The following is a 19528-nucleotide window of genomic DNA, read 5'->3' as shown; positions in this document are numbered from 1 at the left end:
ACGCACACACGCGGAAGGCCGGGTGCGCCTACGGCTCCTCCCGCCAGCCCTCCCACTCGCCGGCCAGCCGGTCCAGCTCCCCGGGATCCAGCCGCCCGTCCTCGTCCCGCAGGACGACCAGCCACTGCGCGTCCTCGGCATCGTCCTCGCCGGCCAGCGCGTCCCTCACCAGCTGCGGCTCCTCGACGACCCCGAACCGCTCCCGCAGCGCCTCCACCACCTCTTCCGCGGCATCACGATCGGGCAGCACCAGCACATGTCGCACATCACTCACGCCGGACATTGTCCGACACCGCCTCGCGGCCCGGCCGCTCAGCCCTTGCGGACGACCTGCACATCGAGGTCGACCCGGATGCTGGGCCCCACCACCGCGATGCCCCGCGCCAGCATGGTCTGCCAGCTCACGGTGAAGTCGTCCCGGTGCAGCTCGGTCGTGGCGCGGCAGGCCGCCCGCACCTCGCCCTCCATGCCGTTGCCCAGCCCCAGGTACTCCGTGTCCAGCGTGACCGTCCGCGTCACCCCGTGCAGCGACAGCGCCCCCGTCACGGCCCACCGGTTCCCGCCCTTGTGCACGAACCGTTCGCTGTAGAACTCCAGCGTCGGGAACCTCTCGACGTCCAGGAAGTCCGCCGACCGCAGATGGTCGTCGCGCATCCTCATGTCGGTGTCGATGGACGCCGCGTCGATCACCACGTGCATCGCCGACCGCTCCACCGGGTCGCTGAGCCGGATGACCCCTGCGAACGACTTGAACCGCCCGTGGATCCGGGCCAGTCCGATGTGCCGCGCGGTGAAGCCGATGGAGGAGTGCGCCGACTCGATCTCCCAGTCGCCGGCGGCGGGCAGCTCCGGTGGCCGGGCCACCTGCAGCGTCACGTCCCCGAGGGACGCGAGCGCGTTCTCGGCGACCTGTGTGGTCGCCCGGTACGGCGTGTAGCCCTCCGCCGACACCGCGAGCCGGTACTCCCCCGCGGGCACCGTCGTCACGAACGACCCGTACGGGTCCGCTCCCCCGCTGACCACCGGCCGGCCCACGGCGTCCGTGACAGCGAACTCCGCGTGCCTGACCGGCTCGTTCACCGGGTCCAGCACCCGGCAGGCCAGCACCCCCGCGCTCGGCGGTGTCGGCACCGCGGCCAGGGGACTCGTCCGTTGCACCCGAGAGGTGCGGCTTCCCCGCCAGCGGCCGATCATCCACGACTCCCTTGAGTGACTCGAAATCGCCTGTTGATCACTGTTGATCACACCTTGCCGAAGATGCATTCGACCACCAGTGAGGCTTTCGAGGCAACACGGGACCACATCACGGGAATCCAGCAGATGCGCTGGTACTACGCACGAGTAGCCCCGTGTGGCCGGAATCGACGTCTACGCGGGGTTTCGCAGGGCCGGCACCCTGCCGAGCCGGATCCCGAACCGCTCCCGGTACACCTCCAGTACCTCCTCGTCCGTCTCCAACTCCCGCTCCTCCCGCGTCCCGTCGGCCGCCGTCACCGTGAGTCCGCGCCCGCTGAGCGTGATCCTGCCTCCGTCCTCCGTCACCCGCGAACAGACCAGCGACCGCGTGAAATGCGACACCGGCGACGTGCTGTGCCACCACGCCCCGGCCACGAAGTCGCCGAGCGCCCGCGGCCGCACCTCCAGGCGGTACTGCGGTCTGCCGTCCCGGAACACGTCCAGGTCCGCTGCCTCCGCCGTGCCGTGCCCGCCGCGCACCCCGGCGGCGTCCGGCCCAGCCTCGACGATCCGGAACGTGCCGCCCGGATCCTTCTGCTCTCCCCGGTCCCCGAACGCCAGCGGAAGGTGGCTGTGCGCCCCGAACCCGACGTCCGCCAGCCAGTCGCCCCCGTCCACCGTCCGCACCCGCAGCGCCAGATGGTCGTAGGGGATCCCGAGCCGCTCCTCGTCCCCGTACACCCGCGCCGCCAGCAGCGCCACGTCGTAGCCCAGCGCGGCGAGCAACGCCCCGAAGGAACCGTTGAGTTCGTAGCAGAAGCCGCCCCTTCGCGCGCCCACCACCTTGTCCAGCAGCCGCTTCTCCTCCAGCACGATCTCCTCGCCCAGATGGATCGAGAGGTTCTCGAACGGCACGGTCCGCAGGTGCCGCAGGTGCAGCTCGCGCAGCGCGTCAACGGTGGGCCACGCCGGGGGCTCGGCTCCGAGTCGGCGGAGATAGGCATCAACTTGTGCTGAGTTCATGCAGTCAGTCTCGCGCCACGCTCAGCTCTCCGCCCCCTCCCACGACCGCGAGCGCGCCGTCCCGGTCCGTCCGCAGCACCGCCGCGCCCCCGGCACGCAGAGCGGCGACGGTGCCGGGCGCCGGGTGCCCGTAGGAGTTGTCCGCGCCGCAGGAGATGAGGGCCAGCCGCGGGGCCGCCCGGCCGATGAGGCCCGGGTCCTGGTAGGCCGAGCCGTGGTGGGCGACCTTCAGCACGTCCACACCCTCCAGTGCCTCGGCCGCCGGTGATCGCGCCAGTGCCCTCTGCGCCGGGGGCTCCAGGTCTCCGAGGAGCAGCAGCCGCAGTCCGGCCGAGCGGACCAGCATGGCGACACTGGCGTCGTTCGGTCCCTCCGGCGCGGGGTGAGCCGGAAGCGCCCCGGGAAACGTCCCTGGCGGCGAGTCAGGCGGCGGGCTGGGCGGCGGCCACACGACCTGCCAGGACAACTCCCCTGTGCGCCGCCGCTCCCCGGCCGCCGCCCGCGTCACGGGAATCCGCCGTGCCGCCGCCAGCCTCCGTACGAACGCGGCCTGGTCCGCGGGCTCTTCGAAACCCGTCGTCTCGATCGCGCCCACCGCCCGCCCGCGCAGCACCCCGGGCAGGCCCGCCACGTGATCGGCGTGGAAGTGGGTGAGCACGACCAGCGGGATCCTGCTGATGCCCAGTTCGCGCAGACAGTGGTCGACGAGCTGCGGGTCGGGTCCCGCGTCCACCACCACGCCGGTCCCCTCGCCCGCCGCGAGCACCAGGGCGTCGCCCTGACCCACGTCGCACATCACCAGCCGCCAGCCCGGCGGCGGCCAGCCCGTGACCACCCGGGTCAGCGGCGGCGGCTGTACGACCACCAGGATCAGCAGCACTCCGCAGACCCCGCACCACCAGGGATGCCCGAGCAGCCGCCGTCCGACGAGCACCACGACGAGGGTCACGGCCAGGAGCAGCACCGCACCCGTCCAACTGCCCGGCCAGTCCACTCCCCCGCCCGGCAGCGCCGCCCCGGTCCGGGCGATCCGCGCGATCCACTCGGCGGGCCAGTGCGCGCACCACGCCAGCGCCTTGGCCACGGGCATCGCCACCGGCGCCGTGGCCAGCGCCGCGAACCCCAGCACGGTCGCCGGCGCGATCGCGAACTCCGCGAGCAGATTGCAGGGCACCGCCACCAGACTCACCCGCGCCGACAGCACGACGACGATGGGCGCGCACAGGGCCTGGGCGGCCGCGGCGGCGCCCAGCGCCTCCGCCACCCTCGGCGGTACCCCGCGCCGCCGCAGTCCGGCGCTCCAGCGCGGCGCGAGCGTGAGCAGGGCCCCGGTCGCCACGACGGACAGCAGGAACCCGTAACTGCGCGCCAGCCACGGGTCGTACAGCACCAGCAGCAGAACCGCCGTGGCCAGCGCGGGAATCATGGACCTCCGGCGGCCGGTCGCCAGCGCGAGCAGGGCCACGGCTCCGCAGGCCGCGGCCCGGACCACGCTCGGATCCGGTCTGCACACGACCACGAACCCGAGCGAGAGAGCACCCCCGAGCACCGCCGTCCCGCGCAGTGAGATACCCAGCCGAGGCGCGAGTCCGCGCCGCTCGGCGTGCTGTGCCAGGCCCGGCGGCCCGAGCAGCAGCGCGAGGAGGATCGTGAAGTTGGCCCCGGACACGGCCAGCGTGTGCGTGAGGTCGGTCTCCTTGAACACCTCCTCCAACTCCGGAGTGATCCGGGAGGTGTCCCCCACGACCAGCCCCGGCAGCAGCGCCCGAGCGTCCGCCGGCAGTCCGTCGGTCGCCTCTCGCAGCCCGGCGCGCAACCGCCCGGCGAGCCGCTGCGGCCGCGAGGGCTCTCCCACCACGTGCGGTCCGCCCCGGTCCCGTACCCGCAGCACCGCCGCGTTCCGGTCGCCGCCCGTCATGGCGGGCGCCATTCGCGCACCGACCCGCAGTCGCGTCGACGGCAGCAGGCCCAGCCACGGTGACCGCGTCCGCCCACCGGCAGCCTGGCCGGGAGGGGTCTGCACGTCCACGATGATCAGCACCGGCGTCCGTGTCGTCACCGCCGTGCCGCCCGCCTCCTGGACGCGCCGCACCCTGGCGTCGATCAGCACGGCCGTCGGAGCGACGTGATCGCCCCGGACCTGCGGCCGGGTGAGCCGCGGGTCGGACGTGACCTCGACCTCGGCGGTCACCGTGGCGTACTCCCGCGCCAGGCCGGGCACGGGCCCCCGGCGCAGATCCGCCCCGTGCAGCCCGGCCGAGGCGGCTGCCGCGGCGGCGCACAGCAGCAGCGCGGCGGCCGAGGCCGGCGGCCATGACGCCACCCTGTGCCGCCGGACCAACGGCAGCAGTCCGACGGCCACCAGACAGCCGATCACGATGCCGAGCACCCACTTTGGCGCCGCGTCCAGCACCAGCGCAGCCGTGCCCCAGGCCGCGAGGGCGGGTGGTACGAGTCGCAGGTCCGTCGGGCCCTCCTGGCGTGGACGGGCCGTGCCGAGACGCGTGCCGGAGGAAGCGTGCACGGACGACCGGGTGGGGCGGTGCCCGGGCGCGGCCTCGTCCCGCCGCGCCGACGGGTCGGGGAGGCTCCTCATGGCCGTACGAGAGGGCGCAGGTCGGCGAAACGGCGGTCGCCGATGCCGTTCACCTCGCGCAGCTCGTCCACGGACCGGAAGCCGCCGTGCCGGGTGCGGTAGTCGATGATGTGCTGGGCCAGCACCGGGCCGACGCCCGGCAGGGTGTCGAGCTGGTCCGCGGTGGCCGTGTTGAGGGAGACCGGAGCCGCCGGTGCGGCCGCCCCGCCCGCCGCAGCGCCGGCCGGGCCGCCGGGAGCCGTACCGCCCGCCGCCGCCCCCGCGGCGGGGGCCGGTCCCCCGACGATCACCTGCTCGCCGTCCACGAGGAACCGGGCCCGGTTGAGCCCGTCGGTGTCGGTGCCCGGCTTCACCCCGCCCGCCGCGTGCAGCGCGTCCGCCACCCGCGAGCCGGCCGGCAGCCGGTGGATCCCCGGTTCACGGACCTTGCCGCTGACGTCCACGACGATCGCGGCCGCCCCCGCCTTCACGGACCCGGCGGAGGCCCCGGAGGGAGCACCGGCAGGCACCCCGGCAGCGCCGGGGGCGCGCTCCTCCCCGGCCTGCCCGCTGCCCTGCCGTTCCCCGTACGGCACCGCCGCCCGCACCACCTCCGGCGGCCGCACGGACTGTGTGCGGCCTGCCCAGAAGTGCTGCACGGCGAACCCCACCGCGACGACGAGCACCACCGTCAGAGCCAGTACGCTCCGCCGCTCCAGACCGCACCTGGCCTGCACCCACAGCGGCATGCGCTCCCGCAGCGCGAGCCCGGCCCGCTCCCGCCAGGCTCCCTCCGCCGTGCGACCGCCCCCGTCTCCCACCTCGGCGAAAGCGCCCGCGGCAGCCGGCCCTCGCCGGGCCTCTTCGACATCGGCGGAACCCGGCGGTCCCTGCCCCGACTCCCGCCGCTCGCCGGCCCGCTCGGCCGGCTCGGCCCTCCCCGGCGGCCCGGCGGCCCCGGCATGCCCGCCGAACAACACCCCCGCGCGCCGCCGGAGTTCCTCCGCCGAGGCATGACGCTGCCCGGCCCGTCCGCGTGCGACTGGTGGGCGCCGGTGATGACGGACGCGCCCGTCGGACGCCGGTCCACGGCCCGGCCCACTGGTCGCGGTCGCTGTGCGTGAACGTGATCGAAGTGCCATGCGACGAGGATCGGCCACCTCGCCCCACTCGCGATGATCTTGGTCAATTCCCGGGGACAATCCCCCGGTTGTGGATAACTCCGCCCCTCACACGGGCGACCGGAGTCCCACAGCAACGTTCACCGGGGCGAAACCACGACCCCCAGCAGCCCGGGCCCCGTGTGCGCCCCGATCACCGCCCCGACCTCGCTGACATGCAGATCGGCCAGCCCGGACACCCGTGTCCGCAACCGGTCGGCGAGGGCCGACGCCCGGTCGGGGGCGGCGAGATGGTGAACGGCGACATCCACCTGGGCACTGCCGGCACGGTCGGCCGCGATCTCCTCGAGGCGGGCGATCGCCTTGGACGCGGTCCGCACCTTCTCCAGCGGTTCGATACGGCCGTCGGCCAGTTGCAGCAGCGGCTTCACCGCGAGCGCCGAGCCCAGCAGGGCCTGCGCGGCACCGATACGGCCGCCGCGCCGCAGGTAGTCGAGGGTGTCGACGTAGAAGTAGGCGGAGGTGCCCGCGGCCTTCTTCTCCGCGGCCGCGACGGCCTCGTCCACCGTCCCGCCCGACTGCGCGGCCTCCGCCGCGGCGAGCGCGCAGAACCCGAGCGCCATCGCGATCATGCCGGTGTCCACCACCCGCACCGGCACCGGCGCCTGCCGTGCGGCCACGACGGCCGCGTCGTACGTACCGGAGAGTTCGGCGGAGAGGTGGAGGGAGACGATGCCGGTGGCGCCGGACTCGGCGACCTTGCGGTACGTCTCCTCGAAGACCGCGGGACCGGGCCGCGAGGTCGTCACGGGGCGCCGCTTCTGCAAAGCCTGGGCGAGGGCGCGGGTCGAGATCTCGGTGCCCTCCTCCAGCGCCCGGTCGCCCAGGACCACGGTCAGAGGTACCGCTGTGATGCCGTGGCGCTCCATCGTCCGGGTCGGCAGGTAGGCCGTTGAATCGGTGACGATCGCGACATGGCGGGACATGAGCTGGAGGTTACCTGCCGTAGCGCCCGTGCGGCAGCCCGGCCCCCGCGCCCTGCGGTACGTGTGGCCGGATCAAGTGGTGCTCTCGGGGCGGGGCTTCTTCTGCCAGGGGTAGGTCGGGCGCGGTCCCGGCGGCGTGATGGCGGGCCGTGCCGGTTCCTGCGCGGTGCTCGACCGCGCGGTGTCCGACCAGGTCTGCCCGGCCGTGGCGGCGTCGGCGGCGGGCGCCTCGGGCCACGGGGGCGTCGCGGGCTGCGGCGGTGAGTCCGGCTGCCGGGAGGACGCGGACTGCTGCGAGGACGCGGGCTGCGGCTCCGGAGCCGTCCAGTGCCGCAGGGCCCCGGATTCCAGGTCGATCTGGGCGCTGAGCGAGTCGAGATCGTCGTCCGCGAAGCGGCGGGCCCGGTCCCGGGCCGCCCAGCGCAGCGAGTCCGCCGCGTGCGTGATGCGTTCGGTGCGCTCGCGCAGGTCGGGCAGCCGCTCGGCGAGCGCGGCGCGGTCCGGCTCGGACTCCAGGCGCTTGAGCTCTCCGTCCAGCTCGTGGCCGTGCGCACTGAGCCGTTCGAAGAGGCCGAGGGACTCCTTCAGGGACTCGTCCTCGGCGACGGCCGCGTGCAGCGCTTCCTGCGTGGCACGCATCGAGGTGCGCAGCTTCAGGCGCAACTGGGCGAGTTCACCCGCGGCGCCGGGCTGGGCGAAGGACTTGGCGCGCAGTGTGTGGTCCTCGACCGTGCGGCGGGCCTGGGTGATGCCGCGGTCCACGCCGCGCTTGGTGGCGCCGACCACCTTCACCGTGGCGTACACCCCGAGCCCGAGAATGAGCACGATGAGCAGGGCGAAGACTGCGATCACTGCTTCCACAAGGGCTCCTCCTCAGGACGTCACGGCGCCTCGCGTCGCTCTTCAACGGTAAACGCAACGGGCAGGTCCGGAGTTCCAGAAAAACCCCGAACCTGCCCGTAGGGGACCACCCCGAGTGCGGTGCGTACGCTCTGGCGGCTACGCCGGAACGATGTTCACCAGCTTCGGCGCCCGCACGATCACCTTCCGGATGCCGGCCCCGCCCAGCGCGGCGACGACCTTCTCGTCCGCCAGCGCCACCTTCTCCAGCTCGTCCTCCGAGATCGACGGCGCGACCTCCAGCCGCGCCTTGACCTTGCCCTTGATCTGCACGACGCAGGTCACGGTCTCGTCGACGACGTACGCCGGGTCGGCCACCGGGAAGTCATGGTGCACCACCGAATCGGTGTGTCCCAGCCTGCGCCACAGCTCCTCGGCGATGTGCGGGGCCAGCGGCGCGACCATCAGCACCAGGGCCTCGGCGACCGGGCGGGCCACGGCCCCGCCCACCTTGGTCAGGTGGTTGTTCAGCTCGGTGACCTTGGCGATGGCGGTGTTGAACCGCATGCCCTCCAGGTCACCGCGGACCCCGTCGATCGCCTTGTGCAGGGCGCGCAGCGTCTCCACGTCGATGTCGGCGTCCTCGACGTCGGCGACGGTCACCTCGCCGGTCGCCTCGTCGACGATGTTGCGCCACAGCCGCTGCAGCAGCCGGAACTGGCCGACCACCGCGCGCGTGTCCCAGGGCCGGGAGACGTCCAGCGGACCCATGGCCATCTCGTACAGGCGCAGCGTGTCGGCCCCGTACTCGGCGCAGATCTCGTCCGGAGTGACGGCGTTCTTCAGGGACTTGCCCATCTTGCCCAGCAGCCGGGAGACCTTCTCGCCCTGGTAGTAGTAGGCGCCGTCGCGCTCCTCCACCTCGGCGGCCGGCACCGCGATGCCGCGGCTGTCGCGGTAGACGTAGGCCTGGATCATGCCCTGGTTGAACAGCTTGTGGAACGGCTCGGCGGAGGAGACGTGGCCCAGGTCGTACAGGACCTTGGACCAGAAGCGCGCGTACAGCAGGTGCAGCACGGCGTGCTCGGCGCCGCCGACGTACAGGTCGACACCGCCGTGCGGCCGGCCCTCGCGCGGGCCCATCCAGTACTGCTCGATCTCGGGGTCGACCAGCTTGTCGGGGTTGTGCGGGTCCAGGTAGCGCAGCTCGTACCAGCAGGAACCGGCCCAGTTGGGCATGGTGTTGGTCTCGCGCCGGTACGGGCGCGGGCCGCGTCCGTCGCCCAGGTCCAGCGTGACGTTGACCCAGTCCTCGTTGCGCGACAGCGGGGTCTCGGGCCGGGTGTCGGCGTCGTCCGCGTCGAAGGTGCGCGGCGAGTAGTCCTCGACCTCGGGCAGCTCCAGGGGCAGCATCGACTCGGGCAGCGCGTGGGCGATGCCGTCCTCGTCGTAGACGATCGGGAAGGGCTCGCCCCAGTAGCGCTGGCGGCTGAACAGCCAGTCGCGCAGCCGGAAGTTGACGGTGCCCTCGCCGACGCCGGACCGCTCCAGCCACTCGGTGATGCGCGCCTTGGCCTCGGTGACGCCCAGGCCGTCCAGGCTGACCTCGTCGTTCGAGGAGTTGATGATCTTCGCGTCGTACGACGCGAAGGCGTTCTCCCAGGTCGAGGTGTCCGTTCCGCGGCCGTCGGTCGGCTCGACGATGCAGTGGATCGGCAGCTCGAAGGCGCGTGCGAACTCGAAGTCGCGCTGGTCGCCGGCCGGGACGGCCATGATCGCGCCGGTGCCGTAGCCCATCAGCACGTAGTCGGCGATGAAGACGGGGACCTGCTCGCCGTTGACCGGGTTGGTGGCGTAGGCGCCGATGAAGACGCCGGTCTTGTCCTTGGCCTCGGCCTGGCGCTCCACGTCGGACTTGGAGGCGGCCTGGGCGCGGTAGGCGGCGACGGCCTCACCGGGGGTGGCGTGGCCGCCGGTCCACACCTCGTGGGTGCCCTCCGGCCAGGCGGCCGGGATGAACTTCTCGACCAGCGGGTGCTCGGGCGCCAGGACCATGTAGGTGGCGCCGAACAGGGTGTCGGGGCGAGTGGTGAAGACGGTGATGCGCTCGCCGTCGATGGGGAAGTCGACGCGGGCGCCCTCGGAACGGCCGATCCAGTTGCGCTGCTGCAGCTTGATGGCCTCGGGCCAGTCCAGCGCGTCCAGGTCCTCCAGCAGCCGGTCGGCGTAGGCCGTGATGCGCATGTTCCACTGGCGCAGCTTGGCCTTGAAGACCGGGAAGTTGCCGCGCTCGGAGCGGCCCTCGGCGGTGACCTCCTCGTTGGCCAGCACGGTGCCCAGTCCGGGGCACCAGTTGACCGGCGCGTCGGAGGCGTAGGCCAGCCGGAACTCGCCCAGGACGTCGGCCTTCTCGGCGGCGCTCAGTTCGCCCCACGCGCGCGTGTGGCCCGGTACGGGGCGCTCACCGGACTCGAACGCGGCGACCAGCTCGGCGATCGGGCGGGCCCGCCGGGCGTCGTGGTCGTACCAGGAGTTGAAGATCTGCAGGAAGATCCACTGGGTCCACTTGTAGTAGTCCGGGTCGATCGTGGCGAACGAGCGGCGCTTGTCGTGGCCCAGGCCCAGCCGGCGCAGCTGGGACTTCATGTTCTCCATGTTGGCTTCGGTGGACACGCGCGGGTGCGTGCCGGTCTGCACCGCGTACTGCTCGGCGGGCAGGCCGAAGGCGTCGAAGCCCAGGGTGTGCAGGACGTTGTGGCCGGTCATCCGCTGGAAGCGGGCGAACACGTCCGTGGCGATGTAGCCCAGGGGGTGCCCGACGTGCAGGCCCGCACCGGAGGGGTACGGGAACATGTCCATGATGAACTTCTTGGGGCGGGTGACGATCCCCTGGTCACCGGCCAGGTCGCCCTTGGGGTTGGGCGCGGCGTAGGTGCCGTCGGCGTCCCAGAAGTCCTGCCAGCGTGCCTCGATCTCGGCAGCCATCGCGGCCGTGTAGCGGTGCGGCGCCGCCACCTCGGAGGCGGCGGCGGGGTTCGTCTCGCTCATGATCTCAAAGCTCCATCGATCGTCTCTGCCTGCGGCTGTCTGGTTCGAGAAACGAAAAATCCCCTCGCACAGGAGGGGACGCCGCGCCGATTCCGGCCACTCGACTCGTCCGGTGGCCGGGACTGATCAGCGCGGCCCGCTAAGCAGAAGGCGTACGGCACGCATGGCGCTAGGGTACCGCAGGCCCTCAGCGTGCCGCGACGCGCTTCCGAGGGCCGTCTCGGTGCCGGAAAAGCTGAACCTTGGTCAATAGTTACTTCGCGTAACAGCCACTAAGGGGCATCACAACAACCACATTGTCCTTTGGTAACAGCGCAATAACTCAAACCTCGTACTCATCGGTATGGCTCCGCTTAGAGTTCGGCAGCGGGACCGCTGCTTTCCCGAACCGCTCGGAGTTGCCCCCATGAACCCTCATCGCAGTAACACCTCACCACCCCCGGACGCCGGGACGTGGGGAGGCAGGTCGTGAACCCCTACGACTCCACGGCAGACGACTCCTTCGCCGAGTTCCTCAACTTCGGTGCGGGCGTGCTGTCCCTCGTGTGCCTCACCTGCTCGGTGATCTGGGGCCTGGTCGCCCAGGACCGGGTCCTCCTGGACGCCCGCAGGCGCATCCTGGCGCAGGCCGTCCACCGGATTACGGCCGTCGCCTCGATCGCCTTCCTGCTGGTGCACATCGGGGTCAAGCTGGCGCTGGACCACACCTCGTGGATCGCCGCGGTGATCCCCTTCGGGCTGCTGCTCACCGACGAGGAGCTGGTGGCGGGCAGGTCGTTCCTGATCGGCCTGGGCACCCTGGCAGGCATGCTCATGATCTTCGTGGGCATCACCGGCGTCCTGCGCAACCGCTTCGCGTCCCCCGCACCCGTCGCGGCCCGCTGGCGAGCCATGCACATGCTGGCCTACCCGGCCTGGTGCGCCGCCCTCGTACACGGCCTCTACGCGGGTCGCGCGGCCAAGCCGATCTTCATCGTCCTGTACTGCCTGTCCCTGGCCGGAGTGGCCGGCGCCCTCGCCCTGCGGGCGGCTCCGCGCCAGGTCAAGCGCCAGGTCGCCGACAGGATCGCGGCGCTCATCGGCCCCGGCGAGGGCCAGAGCCGCAGGGACCTGGAGGAGAGCCGGGCCCGGGTGGGCGGCGGCTCCGGGCTGCCCGGCTTCGAAGGCCGGGAGGCGCCCGCGCGCGCCTCGGCGTCCCCGTCGGGGCCGCTGTACGAGAGGGCGGAGCGTCCCGCGGCCAAGGAGCCGGCGAACGGCTTCGCCGCCGCCTACCGGGCCGTCTCCGGCCCTCCCCAGGGCCGGCAGGCCTTCGCGCCGGGGCCGACCACCAGCATGCAGCTGCCGCTGGACATGCAGGCCACCGAGACCCTCCCGACCGTGGACGGCCCCTCCAGCACCTCGGGCAACTGGCCGATCCCGTCCCCGCCGCCGGTCGGCGAGGCCCCGCCGTCCGCCTACGACCCGCTCCAGGACACGGGCTTCAACATCCCGCCCTACGACCCCCTGCAGGACACCGGGCAAAGCATCCCGGCCTATGGCAATCCAGGCGCCTCCGGCTATGGATCGAGTGACGTGTACGACACGGGTGAGACGAATGCCGCCTACGACACGTACTACCCGAACGACACGTACAACAGCGGTCCCGCCACTGAAACAACGCCCGGTGCGTCCTATGACTTCGACGCACCGGGATCGGGCGAACCTTGGAACACGCCTTCCGGAGGCTTTAAGTGAACGAGGCCCTGCCCGACGTCCCCGAAGTCCGCGTGGTCGGACTTCCTCAGCTCACGTCGGGCTTCGACCTTGTCGATCGGCTCGATCTGCCCATGCACCTCAAGGTGCACGGGCCGCTCGAGCCGATGGGCGGCGAGCAGCTCGCGCAACTCGCCGAACGCATCAACCTGAAGGGCCGCGGCGGCGCGGGCTTCCCCTTCCACAAGAAGCTGCGCTCGGTCGCCGAAGCGGCGATCAAGCGTGGCGTCCGGCCGGTCGTCGTCGTGAACGGCAGCGAGGACGAACCGGCCTGCCGCAAGGACACGGTGCTCATCAACCGTGCCCCGCATCTGATCCTGGACGGCGCGCTGCTGTGCGCCGAGGCCCTGGGTGCCCGCACGCTCGTGGTGGGGGTCACCCGTGAGTCCACTCAGCGCTCCATGGAGGCCGCGCTCGCCGAACGAGGCCTCAGCAACGGCCGCCGGTCGGCACTGCGCGCCCGTGTGCAGCGCAACCCGGTCCGCATGGTCACCGGCGCCGCCGCGTCGCTGATCCGCTCGATCGACGGCGGCCCGGCCGTCCCGCCCGGCCGCAAGGTCAGCGCCTCGCAGAACGGCGTCGGCGGCGCACCCACCCTGCTGTCCAACGCGGAGACCTTCGCCCAGCTGGCGATAGCCGCCCGCATCGGCCCCGAGCGCTACGGCAACACCGGCCTGTACGACGAGCCGGGCACCGTCATGCTCACGGTCTCCGGCGCGGTGGCCCGCCCCATGGTGATCGAGGTCCCCACGGGCGTGCCGCTGCGCTACGTCCTGCAGCTCGCCGGCGCGCCGCCGGTGCCGCAGGGCGTGCTCACCGGCGGCTACCACGGCAAGTGGATCGACGCGGCGACGGTGAACGAGGCGATCGTCTCCCGCAACTCCCTGGACGCGGTGGGCGGCGCGCTCGGCGCCGGCGCGATTCTGCCGATCACTCAGGACACCTGCCCGCTGGGCGAGTCGCTGCGGGTGGCGCAGTGGCTGGCCGAGGAGAGCGCGGGCCAGTGCGGCCCCTGCTACCTCGGTCTGCCGGCCGCCGCGCGCGGCCTGGAGGACATCCTCAACGGCGGCGGACCGGCCGCCCTGGAGGCGCTCAAGCAAGTCGCCAAGAACGTGAAGCGGCGCGGCGCGTGCTCGCACCCGGACGGCTCCGCGATGTTCCTGGAGTCGACCATCAAGGCGTTCACGGACGACCTGGCCGCCCATGTCCTCGGCAACGGCTGCGGACGGCCCGTGGAGGGCGTTCTGCCGCTCTTCGAGGGCGGCAGGGCCCCCACGGGCATCCCGGGCGGCGCCGAGTCGGAGGAGAACGGCCCCAGCCGTCAGAAGATCTTCGTCGACTGGACGTTGTGCCGGGGCCACGGGCTGTGCGCGGACATCCTCCCCGAGGTGTTCCAGCTGGGCGCCGACGGCTTCCCCACCGTGGCGCAGGCGCAGGTGCCGCGGTACGCCGAGGCAAAGGCTCTACGCGCGGTGCGCCGCTGCCCGGCGCTGGCGCTGCGCATCGAGGAGGGGCGTCCCCAGGGCGCGCCCTCCCGCAACCTCCCGGTCCTCTCCCAGGGCCGCGGCCGCCGCGCTCTCGGCCGCTGAGCACACGCACGGCGGGCTCCCCCGGTGGGGCCCGCCGTGAGAGCACACAGGGCTGCATGCGGGCGACGTACGCAAAGAAGGCGGGCCATCCGAATCGGATGGCCCGCCTTCTCATCTGCTGTGGAGCTAAGGAGAATTGAACTCCTGACCTCCTGCATGCCATGCAGGCGCTCTACCAACTGAGCTATAGCCCCTTGCCGGTGCTCCACCGGGTTTCCCCGGCGGCGACGCCAACATTACTGGCCCACCGGGCCCAACACCAAATCGATTTCGCCTCGTACGGAGATGCCCGCTATGCCGGATTTGCACCGACTCTGCGGGCTCAGGCCGTGACGAACGAATAGAACCGCTTGAGCGTGCAGTGCTCCTCCAGAAGCCGGCCGTAGATCGGCTCCCCCTCCAACTCGCGGTACGTCTCGATCGGGTCGCCTTTTATGATCAGCGCCCGCGCGCATTCCTCGCACCAGTACTGGTAGTCGGGATTGATCGGTTCCATGTCACGGACGATCGGAGTCCCGCTGCCGCACCAGTCGCACTTCCGCCTGTGTGCACCCATCGATCAGCTCCAGCTGTGGCCGCAGGCCGTGCACACGTAGGAAACCCCGCCGTTGTCGCCGAGCATCTGGGCCACGTGCGCGGAACCACAGGAAGGGCAGCTGAGGCGGGTGGACATGTCCCGTGTGACCGCTGCTTCGAGGAGGTGGTCGACCTCCTCGAGGATGCTCGCAGGCATCGCCACTCCTCCCGTCGGGCCGCGCCCCCTTCCGGCCGTTTGATTCTGCCACGGCCGGACCAATACGGTCAGCGACGCCTCAGTACCAGTCCGGACACGGCACCCGGCGGGGCCGTAGAGGTATACGCCTCAGCGAGCCCGAGTGACTCAAACGGGAGCACGAAAAATCCCGTCCCCTGACCGGGAACGGGATCTTGACGTGGAGCTAAGGAGAATTGAACTCCTGACCTCCTGCATGCCATGCAGGCGCTCTACCAACTGAGCTATAGCCCCTCGCGTCCGTCCCCGCTGGCGGGGCGAACAAGAAGAACTTTAGCCTGCGACCTGCCGGAAAGTGAAATCCGGGGTCAGTCGTCGTCGCCGAGTACCGGTTCCGGCAGGGTGCCGGCGTTGTGCTCCAGCAGGCGCCAGCCGCGGGCGCCTTCGCCGAGCACGGACCAGCAGCAGTTGGAGAGTCCGCCGAGGCTCTCCCAGTGGTGGGGGTCGAGACCGAGGAGGCGGCCGATGGTGGTGCGGATCGTGCCGCCGTGGCTGACCACGACGAGCGTGCCGTCCTCGGGGAGCTTCTCGGCGTGCCGGAGCACCACGGGGGCGGCGCGGTCGGCGACCTCGGTCTCCAGTTCGCCGCCACCGCGGCGTACGGGCTCACCGCGCTTCCACGCGGTGTACTGCTCGCCGTACCGGGCGATGATCTCGTCGTGCGTGAGGCCCTGCCAGGCGCCCGCGTAGGTCTCGCGCAGCGCCTCGTCATAGGTGACGTCGAGGCCGGTGAGCGTGGCGAGCTCGGCGGCCGTTGCGGCGGCGCGCCGGAGGTCGGAGGCGACCATCGCGTCCGGCTGCAGCGAGGCGAGCAGCCGGGCGGCGCGGCGGGCCTGGGCCAGGCCGGTCTCGGTCAGCTCGACGTCCGTGCTGCCCTGGAAGCGGCGCTCCACGTTCCACGAGGTCTGGCCGTGCCGCCACAGGATGATGCGGCGGCCCCGGCCCTTCCCTGCGGACGCCTCACTGAAGGAGGTCACCGCCAGTCACCGTCCAGTTCCGCCGCCTCCTCGGCCGCGCGCAGCTTGGCGTGCTCCTCGGCCTTACCGCGGGTGGCCTTGGCCTCCTCGGGCAGTTCGAGCTCGGGGCAGTCCTTCCACAGCCGCTCCAGGGCGTAGAAGACGCGCTCCTCGCTGTGCTGGACGTGGACGACGATGTCGACGTAGTCGAGCAGCACCCAGCGGGCCTCGCGGTCGCCCTCTCGGCGCACCGGCTTGGCGCCGAGTTCCTTCGAGAGGCGCTCCTCGATCTCGTCGACGATCGCCTTGACCTGGCGGTCGTTGGGCGCGGAGGCCAGCAGGAAGGCGTCCGTGATGGACAGCACCTCACTGACGTCGTAGGCGACGATGTCGTGGGCCAGCTTGTCGGCAGCCGCCTGGGCGGCTGTGTTGATCAGCTCGTGAGAGCGGTCGGTCACGGTCACTGCAAGGCTTTCGGTCGGCGGACACTTGACACCAAGGGTCTCACGGACCGCAGCGGGCCCCCCACGCGATGACGGGGATCACGTGGGGAGCGCGCTCCCGCCGGCTAGCCGGACGACGGCTTGTAGTCCTGGCCGAGGACCACGGAGACGTCGGCGCTCGCGGAGATCCTGCCCTTGGTGACGGAGCCGGCGGGCAGGCCCAGGGTCTTGGCGACCTCGGCTGCGTTCGTCTTGTCGGCGGCGTCGGCGTAGACGACCTGGGAGGTGGCCCGGGCGGTGCCGGTGCCGCTCTCCAGGAAGGTGAAGCCACCGTTGAGGAGCACGACGCGGGCCTTCTCGGTGTTGTCCTCGACGCCGGTGGCGTTCTGGACGGAGACGCTGACGGCGGCGTCCTTGTCGGGGCTCTTGGCGGTGCCGCCGAGGACGTTCTTGACCACACCGGCGCTCGCCTGCGCGCTGAGCGTGCCGTCGTTCTGGACGGGCAGCAGGTCGGTCCTGACGTCGCCGCCCTTGGCGAGGTCGGAGAGCCCGGCGAGGAAGGTGCCGAGGTCCTTGTCGGTGAGGGAGGGGTCCAGGATCTGCGCGAGGGTCTGGATGGTGGTCGTCGCGGCCTGCGGGTCGGAGGACATCTTGCGCAGGACGCCCTGCATGACCTGCCCGAAGCGCTGCAGCTGGGCGTTCTGGGCCTCGCCGGGCGCGCGGTAGGTGGCGTAGGCGACCGCCATCTTGCCGCTGAGAGTCTGGTCCTCGCCCTTGTTGACCAGGGGGGCCTCGCCCTTCTTCTTGGCGGCGGGGTCGGGCACGTCGGCGTCGGTGTCGACGTCGATGTTGCCGATGAGGTCGACGAGGTTCTGCAGGTAGGGGGTGTCCAGGCGCCAGGTGCCCTCGATGTCGGTGCCGAGGACCGTGTCGAGCGCGTCGCGCGTGCCGTCGGAGCCGTCGTCCTCGACCGACTTGGCGAGTGTCGTCGTGGTGCCGTCGTCGCTGGTCAGGGCGAGGGAGTTGGGCAGCAGGACGGTGGTGCCCCGCTGGGTGGTGGTGTTGTCGACGAGGAGGGCGGTGGAGGTGCCGCCGCCCTTGGTGTCGTGCAGGTGGACGACGATCACGTCGCGCTTCTGGGCGCCCGCGGCCGTCGCGGTGCCTGTCCTGGAGTCGTCGGAGGACAGGCCGGGGAGCTTGCCGGCGTACCAGAGGTAGCCGACGCCGCCGGCCGCGACGAGGGCGAGCACGACCGCCAGGGCGACGACCCGGCTGCGGGCCCGGCGCCGGGCCTCCTCGCGGCGTTCGGTGCGGTTCTCGGTGAACTTCAGCCAGTCGATGACGTCTTCGGAGTTGGCGTCCGGTTCCTCGACGAAGGCGAACTGCTCGGTGTGGTACTCCCGTTGCGGCTCGGCGGGGGCTTCCTGGTCGTGGGCCGGGCCGGCCTGCTGCGGGATGTGGGCGGTTGGCTGCGCGGTCTGTTCGGCGACGCGGGGCTGCCGGGCGGTGGCTCCGGAGGCGGTGGCCTGGCCGTAGGGCTCGTGCGGGGTGCCCTGCGCGGGGCCGCCCTGGTGCGGGCCGGTGGCGTACGGGTCGTAGGCGCCGTAGGGGGAGGCGGGCTGCTGCCCGCCCGTGCCGTAGTCGTAGGTGGGCGGGGACTGCTGCCCCTGCTGCCCGTACGGGTCGTAGCCGTAACCCTGCTGGTGCTGCTGGGCGTACGGGTCGTACGTCTGCTGCTGGGTCTGGACCTGCCGGTAGACAGGCCGGCCGTACTCGTCGTAGCCGACGAGCTCGTACTGGTCGGCGCCGTGGTCTGCGGCTCCCGCGTCGTATCGGTCGTTCACCGGTGCCCCTCTCGGCTCACTCGCCGCGGTACAGCTCGCGCTTGTCGATATAGCGCACGACGCCGTCCGGCACCAGGTACCAGATGGGGTCGCCCTTGGCGACTCTCGCACGGCAGTCGGTGGAGGAGATGGCCAGAGCGGGAACCTCCACCAGCGAGACACCGCCCTCCGGGAGCCCGGAGTCGTCCAGGTGGTGGCCCGGCCGGGTGGCTCCGATGAAGTGCGCCAGGGAGAACAGTTCCTCGCTGTCCCGCCAGGTGAGGATCTGGGCGAGCGCGTCGGCGCCGGTGATGAAGAACAGGTCCGTGTCGGGGTTGAGCGCGCGCAGGTCGCGCAGGGTGTCCACGGTGTAGGTGGGACCGCCGCGGTCGATGTCGATGCGGCTGACGGAGAACTGCGGGTTCTCGGCGGTCGCGATGACCGTCATCAGGTAGCGGTCCTCGGCCGGGGAGACGCTCCGGTGGCTCTTCTGCCAGGGCTGGCCGGTCGGGACGAAGACCACCTCGTCGAGGTGGAACGCCGCGGCGACCTCGCTGGCCGCCACCAGGTGCCCGTGGTGGATCGGGTCGAAGGTGCCGCCCATGACGCCCAGGCGGCGCTTGCCGGGTCGCGACGGACTCTTTCCGGGGTCGTCGGTCCGGTGGGCCACCGCGGGGGCACGGCGGGGCTCCGAGTGTCGCTCGGTGCCGCTCGCCGCCTCCTGTGCCGGGTCGTGCGGCGTCTCGTTCGCCGGACCGGTAGGCATGTCCTGCTCTCCCATGCGTGCAGACCCTACCGGCCCTGCCTGAGGGCTCCGGCCGCCCCCGCCATCCCCCGGGCATCCTCCGCGGGACGCCCCGCCGGTCTCAGCGGTCGCGGTTGAAGCGGGTGGTGATCCACAGCAGGAGCAGCAGGATGAAGAGTGCGCTGCCGCCGGTGAGGTAGGGGCTGAGGCTCTCGTGGTTTCCGCCGTGCTCCTCGCCCTCGGCGGCGAGGGTGACCAACTGGGCAGCGGTGCTGTGGAAGCTCATCTTCGGCAGGACCTATCGCGTGTGGGCGGGACAAAGACGTCGGCCCATCGTAAGCGGGCGCCCGTCGCGCGATCACCCCGACTCCGCCTGTTCGTGCCGCGGGCGGTCCCGTGTGCCGGGCCGGACCGGGTCCCGAAGGCCCGGCGGGGAACCTTCGGGTGGCCTCAGTCGTCCTTCCGTCTGTAGCCACGGAGCAGGAACCACGCGGTCAGCGCACAGCCCAGGATCATCACGATCAGCACGATCCGCAGCAGCCCCGGCCCCCCTTGCCGATCGGCGGCGCTCGCGGCCTCGGCGAGCCAGGCGGCTGCGGGGTGGTGCTCCATGGCGGTGGTCTCCTTCGCTGTACTGCCCGACCACCGTAACTCCGCCTAGGCTGGGCTCTGCCTCGGG

The 19528-nt window shown here is 71.9% G+C and carries 18 protein-coding genes and 2 tRNA genes; 2 read left to right on the top strand and 18 right to left on the bottom strand.

Features of this window, described 5'->3' with window-relative positions; all coding sequences use genetic code 11:
- Positions 1 to 28 precede the first annotated feature (28 nt).
- The 8 genes from IO24_RS0101615 to leuS form a co-directional block, all read right to left on the bottom strand.
- Complete coding sequence (locus IO24_RS0101615) at positions 29 to 274, bottom strand: hypothetical protein (protein WP_037667215.1); 246 nt, start codon at positions 272 to 274, stop codon at positions 29 to 31.
- Positions 275 to 312: 38 nt separating this feature from the next.
- Positions 313 to 1194, bottom strand: coding sequence for a YceI family protein (locus IO24_RS0101610; protein WP_031130951.1), 882 nt, complete (start codon positions 1192 to 1194; stop codon positions 313 to 315).
- Positions 1195 to 1368: 174 nt separating this feature from the next.
- The gene (locus IO24_RS0101605; RefSeq protein ID WP_031130949.1) at positions 1369 to 2199 is read right to left on the bottom strand and encodes an arylamine N-acetyltransferase family protein; all 831 of its coding nucleotides are present in this window, start codon (positions 2197 to 2199) and stop codon (positions 1369 to 1371) included.
- A gap of 4 nt (positions 2200 to 2203) precedes the next feature.
- Positions 2204 to 4795 (bottom strand): ComEC/Rec2 family competence protein, encoded by a 2592-nt coding sequence (locus IO24_RS0101600; RefSeq protein WP_045295848.1) that lies wholly within the window; start codon positions 4793 to 4795, stop codon positions 2204 to 2206.
- Positions 4792 to 5916, bottom strand: a complete 1125-nt coding sequence (locus tag IO24_RS0101595; RefSeq protein WP_031130945.1) for a ComEA family DNA-binding protein — start codon at positions 5914 to 5916, stop codon at positions 4792 to 4794. Before IO24_RS0101595 ends, IO24_RS0101600 begins: the two co-directional genes overlap by 4 nt.
- Before the next feature lie 119 nt (positions 5917 to 6035).
- Positions 6036 to 6881 (bottom strand): DegV family protein, encoded by an 846-nt coding sequence (locus tag IO24_RS0101590; RefSeq protein WP_031130943.1) that lies wholly within the window; start codon positions 6879 to 6881, stop codon positions 6036 to 6038.
- A gap of 72 nt (positions 6882 to 6953) precedes the next feature.
- The gene (locus tag IO24_RS0101585) at positions 6954 to 7742 is read right to left on the bottom strand and encodes a hypothetical protein (RefSeq protein WP_031130941.1); all 789 of its coding nucleotides are present in this window, start codon (positions 7740 to 7742) and stop codon (positions 6954 to 6956) included.
- 138 nt (positions 7743 to 7880) lie between these two features.
- Positions 7881 to 10769 carry a leucine--tRNA ligase gene (gene leuS / locus IO24_RS0101580; RefSeq protein ID WP_031130939.1) on the bottom strand — a complete coding sequence of 963 codons (2889 nt, stop codon included), beginning with the start codon at positions 10767 to 10769 and terminating at the stop codon, positions 7881 to 7883.
- 468 nt (positions 10770 to 11237) lie between these two features.
- Between leuS and IO24_RS0101575 the strand changes: the two genes are divergently transcribed.
- Both IO24_RS0101575 and IO24_RS0101570 read left to right on the top strand, forming a co-directional pair.
- Positions 11238 to 12503, top strand: a complete 1266-nt coding sequence (locus IO24_RS0101575) for a ferric reductase-like transmembrane domain-containing protein (RefSeq protein ID WP_031130937.1) — start codon at positions 11238 to 11240, stop codon at positions 12501 to 12503.
- Positions 12500 to 14110 (top strand): NADH-quinone oxidoreductase subunit NuoF family protein, encoded by a 1611-nt coding sequence (locus IO24_RS0101570; protein ID WP_031130935.1) that lies wholly within the window; start codon positions 12500 to 12502, stop codon positions 14108 to 14110. Before IO24_RS0101575 ends, IO24_RS0101570 begins: the two co-directional genes overlap by 4 nt.
- Positions 14111 to 14231: 121 nt before the next feature.
- Here IO24_RS0101570 and IO24_RS0101565 read toward each other — a convergent pair.
- The 10 genes from IO24_RS0101565 to IO24_RS45515 form a co-directional block, all read right to left on the bottom strand.
- Positions 14232 to 14304: transfer RNA gene (locus IO24_RS0101565), tRNA-Ala, on the bottom strand.
- 128 nt (positions 14305 to 14432) lie between these two features.
- Complete coding sequence (locus tag IO24_RS0101560) at positions 14433 to 14666, bottom strand: hypothetical protein (RefSeq protein WP_006136074.1); 234 nt, start codon at positions 14664 to 14666, stop codon at positions 14433 to 14435.
- Between the two features lie 3 nt (positions 14667 to 14669).
- Positions 14670 to 14843 (bottom strand): hypothetical protein, encoded by a 174-nt coding sequence (locus IO24_RS44210; RefSeq protein ID WP_107062878.1) that lies wholly within the window; start codon positions 14841 to 14843, stop codon positions 14670 to 14672.
- Between the two features lie 200 nt (positions 14844 to 15043).
- Positions 15044 to 15116, bottom strand: a tRNA-Ala gene (locus IO24_RS0101550).
- Positions 15117 to 15190: 74 nt separating this feature from the next.
- Positions 15191 to 15859 (bottom strand): histidine phosphatase family protein, encoded by a 669-nt coding sequence (locus IO24_RS0101545; protein WP_031130932.1) that lies wholly within the window; start codon positions 15857 to 15859, stop codon positions 15191 to 15193.
- Positions 15856 to 16302 (bottom strand): ribosome silencing factor, encoded by a 447-nt coding sequence (gene rsfS / locus IO24_RS0101540; RefSeq protein WP_031130930.1) that lies wholly within the window; start codon positions 16300 to 16302, stop codon positions 15856 to 15858. The genes IO24_RS0101545 and rsfS overlap by 4 nt, the downstream gene beginning before the upstream one ends.
- Positions 16303 to 16406: 104 nt before the next feature.
- Positions 16407 to 18125 (bottom strand): LCP family protein, encoded by a 1719-nt coding sequence (locus tag IO24_RS0101535; RefSeq protein ID WP_031130928.1) that lies wholly within the window; start codon positions 18123 to 18125, stop codon positions 16407 to 16409.
- 16 nt (positions 18126 to 18141) lie between these two features.
- On the bottom strand, positions 18142 to 18885 hold the full coding sequence (nadD, locus tag IO24_RS0101530) for a nicotinate-nucleotide adenylyltransferase (protein WP_031130926.1): 744 nt from the start codon (positions 18883 to 18885) through the stop codon (positions 18142 to 18144).
- Positions 18886 to 18970: 85 nt separating this feature from the next.
- Positions 18971 to 19135 carry a hypothetical protein gene (locus IO24_RS45520; protein WP_031130924.1) on the bottom strand — a complete coding sequence of 55 codons (165 nt, stop codon included), beginning with the start codon at positions 19133 to 19135 and terminating at the stop codon, positions 18971 to 18973.
- A 164-nt stretch (positions 19136 to 19299) separates the two neighbouring features.
- Positions 19300 to 19461, bottom strand: coding sequence for a hypothetical protein (locus IO24_RS45515; protein ID WP_031130922.1), 162 nt, complete (start codon positions 19459 to 19461; stop codon positions 19300 to 19302).
- Between the last annotated feature and the right edge of the window lie 67 nt (positions 19462 to 19528).

The sequence above is a fragment of the Streptomyces flavovariabilis genome (assembly GCF_000725785.1).
GTDB lineage: Bacteria > Actinomycetota > Actinomycetes > Streptomycetales > Streptomycetaceae > Streptomyces > Streptomyces hawaiiensis.
This window is presented reverse-complemented; position numbering and strand designations above follow the sequence as displayed.

Excerpts from the sequence above, each read along its gene's own strand:
- IO24_RS0101590 (WP_031130943.1), bottom strand. The coding sequence starts at position 6,881 with ATGTCCCGCCATGTCGCGATCGTCACCGATTCAACGGCCTACCTGCCG.
- IO24_RS0101595 (WP_031130945.1), bottom strand. The coding sequence starts at position 5,916 with ATGGCACTTCGATCACGTTCACGCACAGCGACCGCGACCAGTGGGCCG.
- leuS (WP_031130939.1), bottom strand. The coding sequence starts at position 10,769 with ATGAGCGAGACGAACCCCGCCGCCGCCTCCGAGGTGGCGGCGCCGCAC.
- IO24_RS45515 (WP_031130922.1), bottom strand. The coding sequence starts at position 19,461 with ATGGAGCACCACCCCGCAGCCGCCTGGCTCGCCGAGGCCGCGAGCGCC.
- IO24_RS45520 (WP_031130924.1), bottom strand. The coding sequence starts at position 19,135 with ATGAGCTTCCACAGCACCGCTGCCCAGTTGGTCACCCTCGCCGCCGAG.
- IO24_RS0101605 (WP_031130949.1), bottom strand. The coding sequence starts at position 2,199 with ATGAACTCAGCACAAGTTGATGCCTATCTCCGCCGACTCGGAGCCGAG.
- IO24_RS0101610 (WP_031130951.1), bottom strand. The coding sequence starts at position 1,194 with ATGATCGGCCGCTGGCGGGGAAGCCGCACCTCTCGGGTGCAACGGACG.
- IO24_RS0101560 (WP_006136074.1), bottom strand. The coding sequence starts at position 14,666 with ATGGGTGCACACAGGCGGAAGTGCGACTGGTGCGGCAGCGGGACTCCG.
- IO24_RS0101600 (WP_045295848.1), bottom strand. The coding sequence starts at position 4,795 with ATGAGGAGCCTCCCCGACCCGTCGGCGCGGCGGGACGAGGCCGCGCCC.
- nadD (WP_031130926.1), bottom strand. The coding sequence starts at position 18,885 with ATGGGAGAGCAGGACATGCCTACCGGTCCGGCGAACGAGACGCCGCAC.
- IO24_RS44210 (WP_107062878.1), bottom strand. The coding sequence starts at position 14,843 with ATGCCTGCGAGCATCCTCGAGGAGGTCGACCACCTCCTCGAAGCAGCG.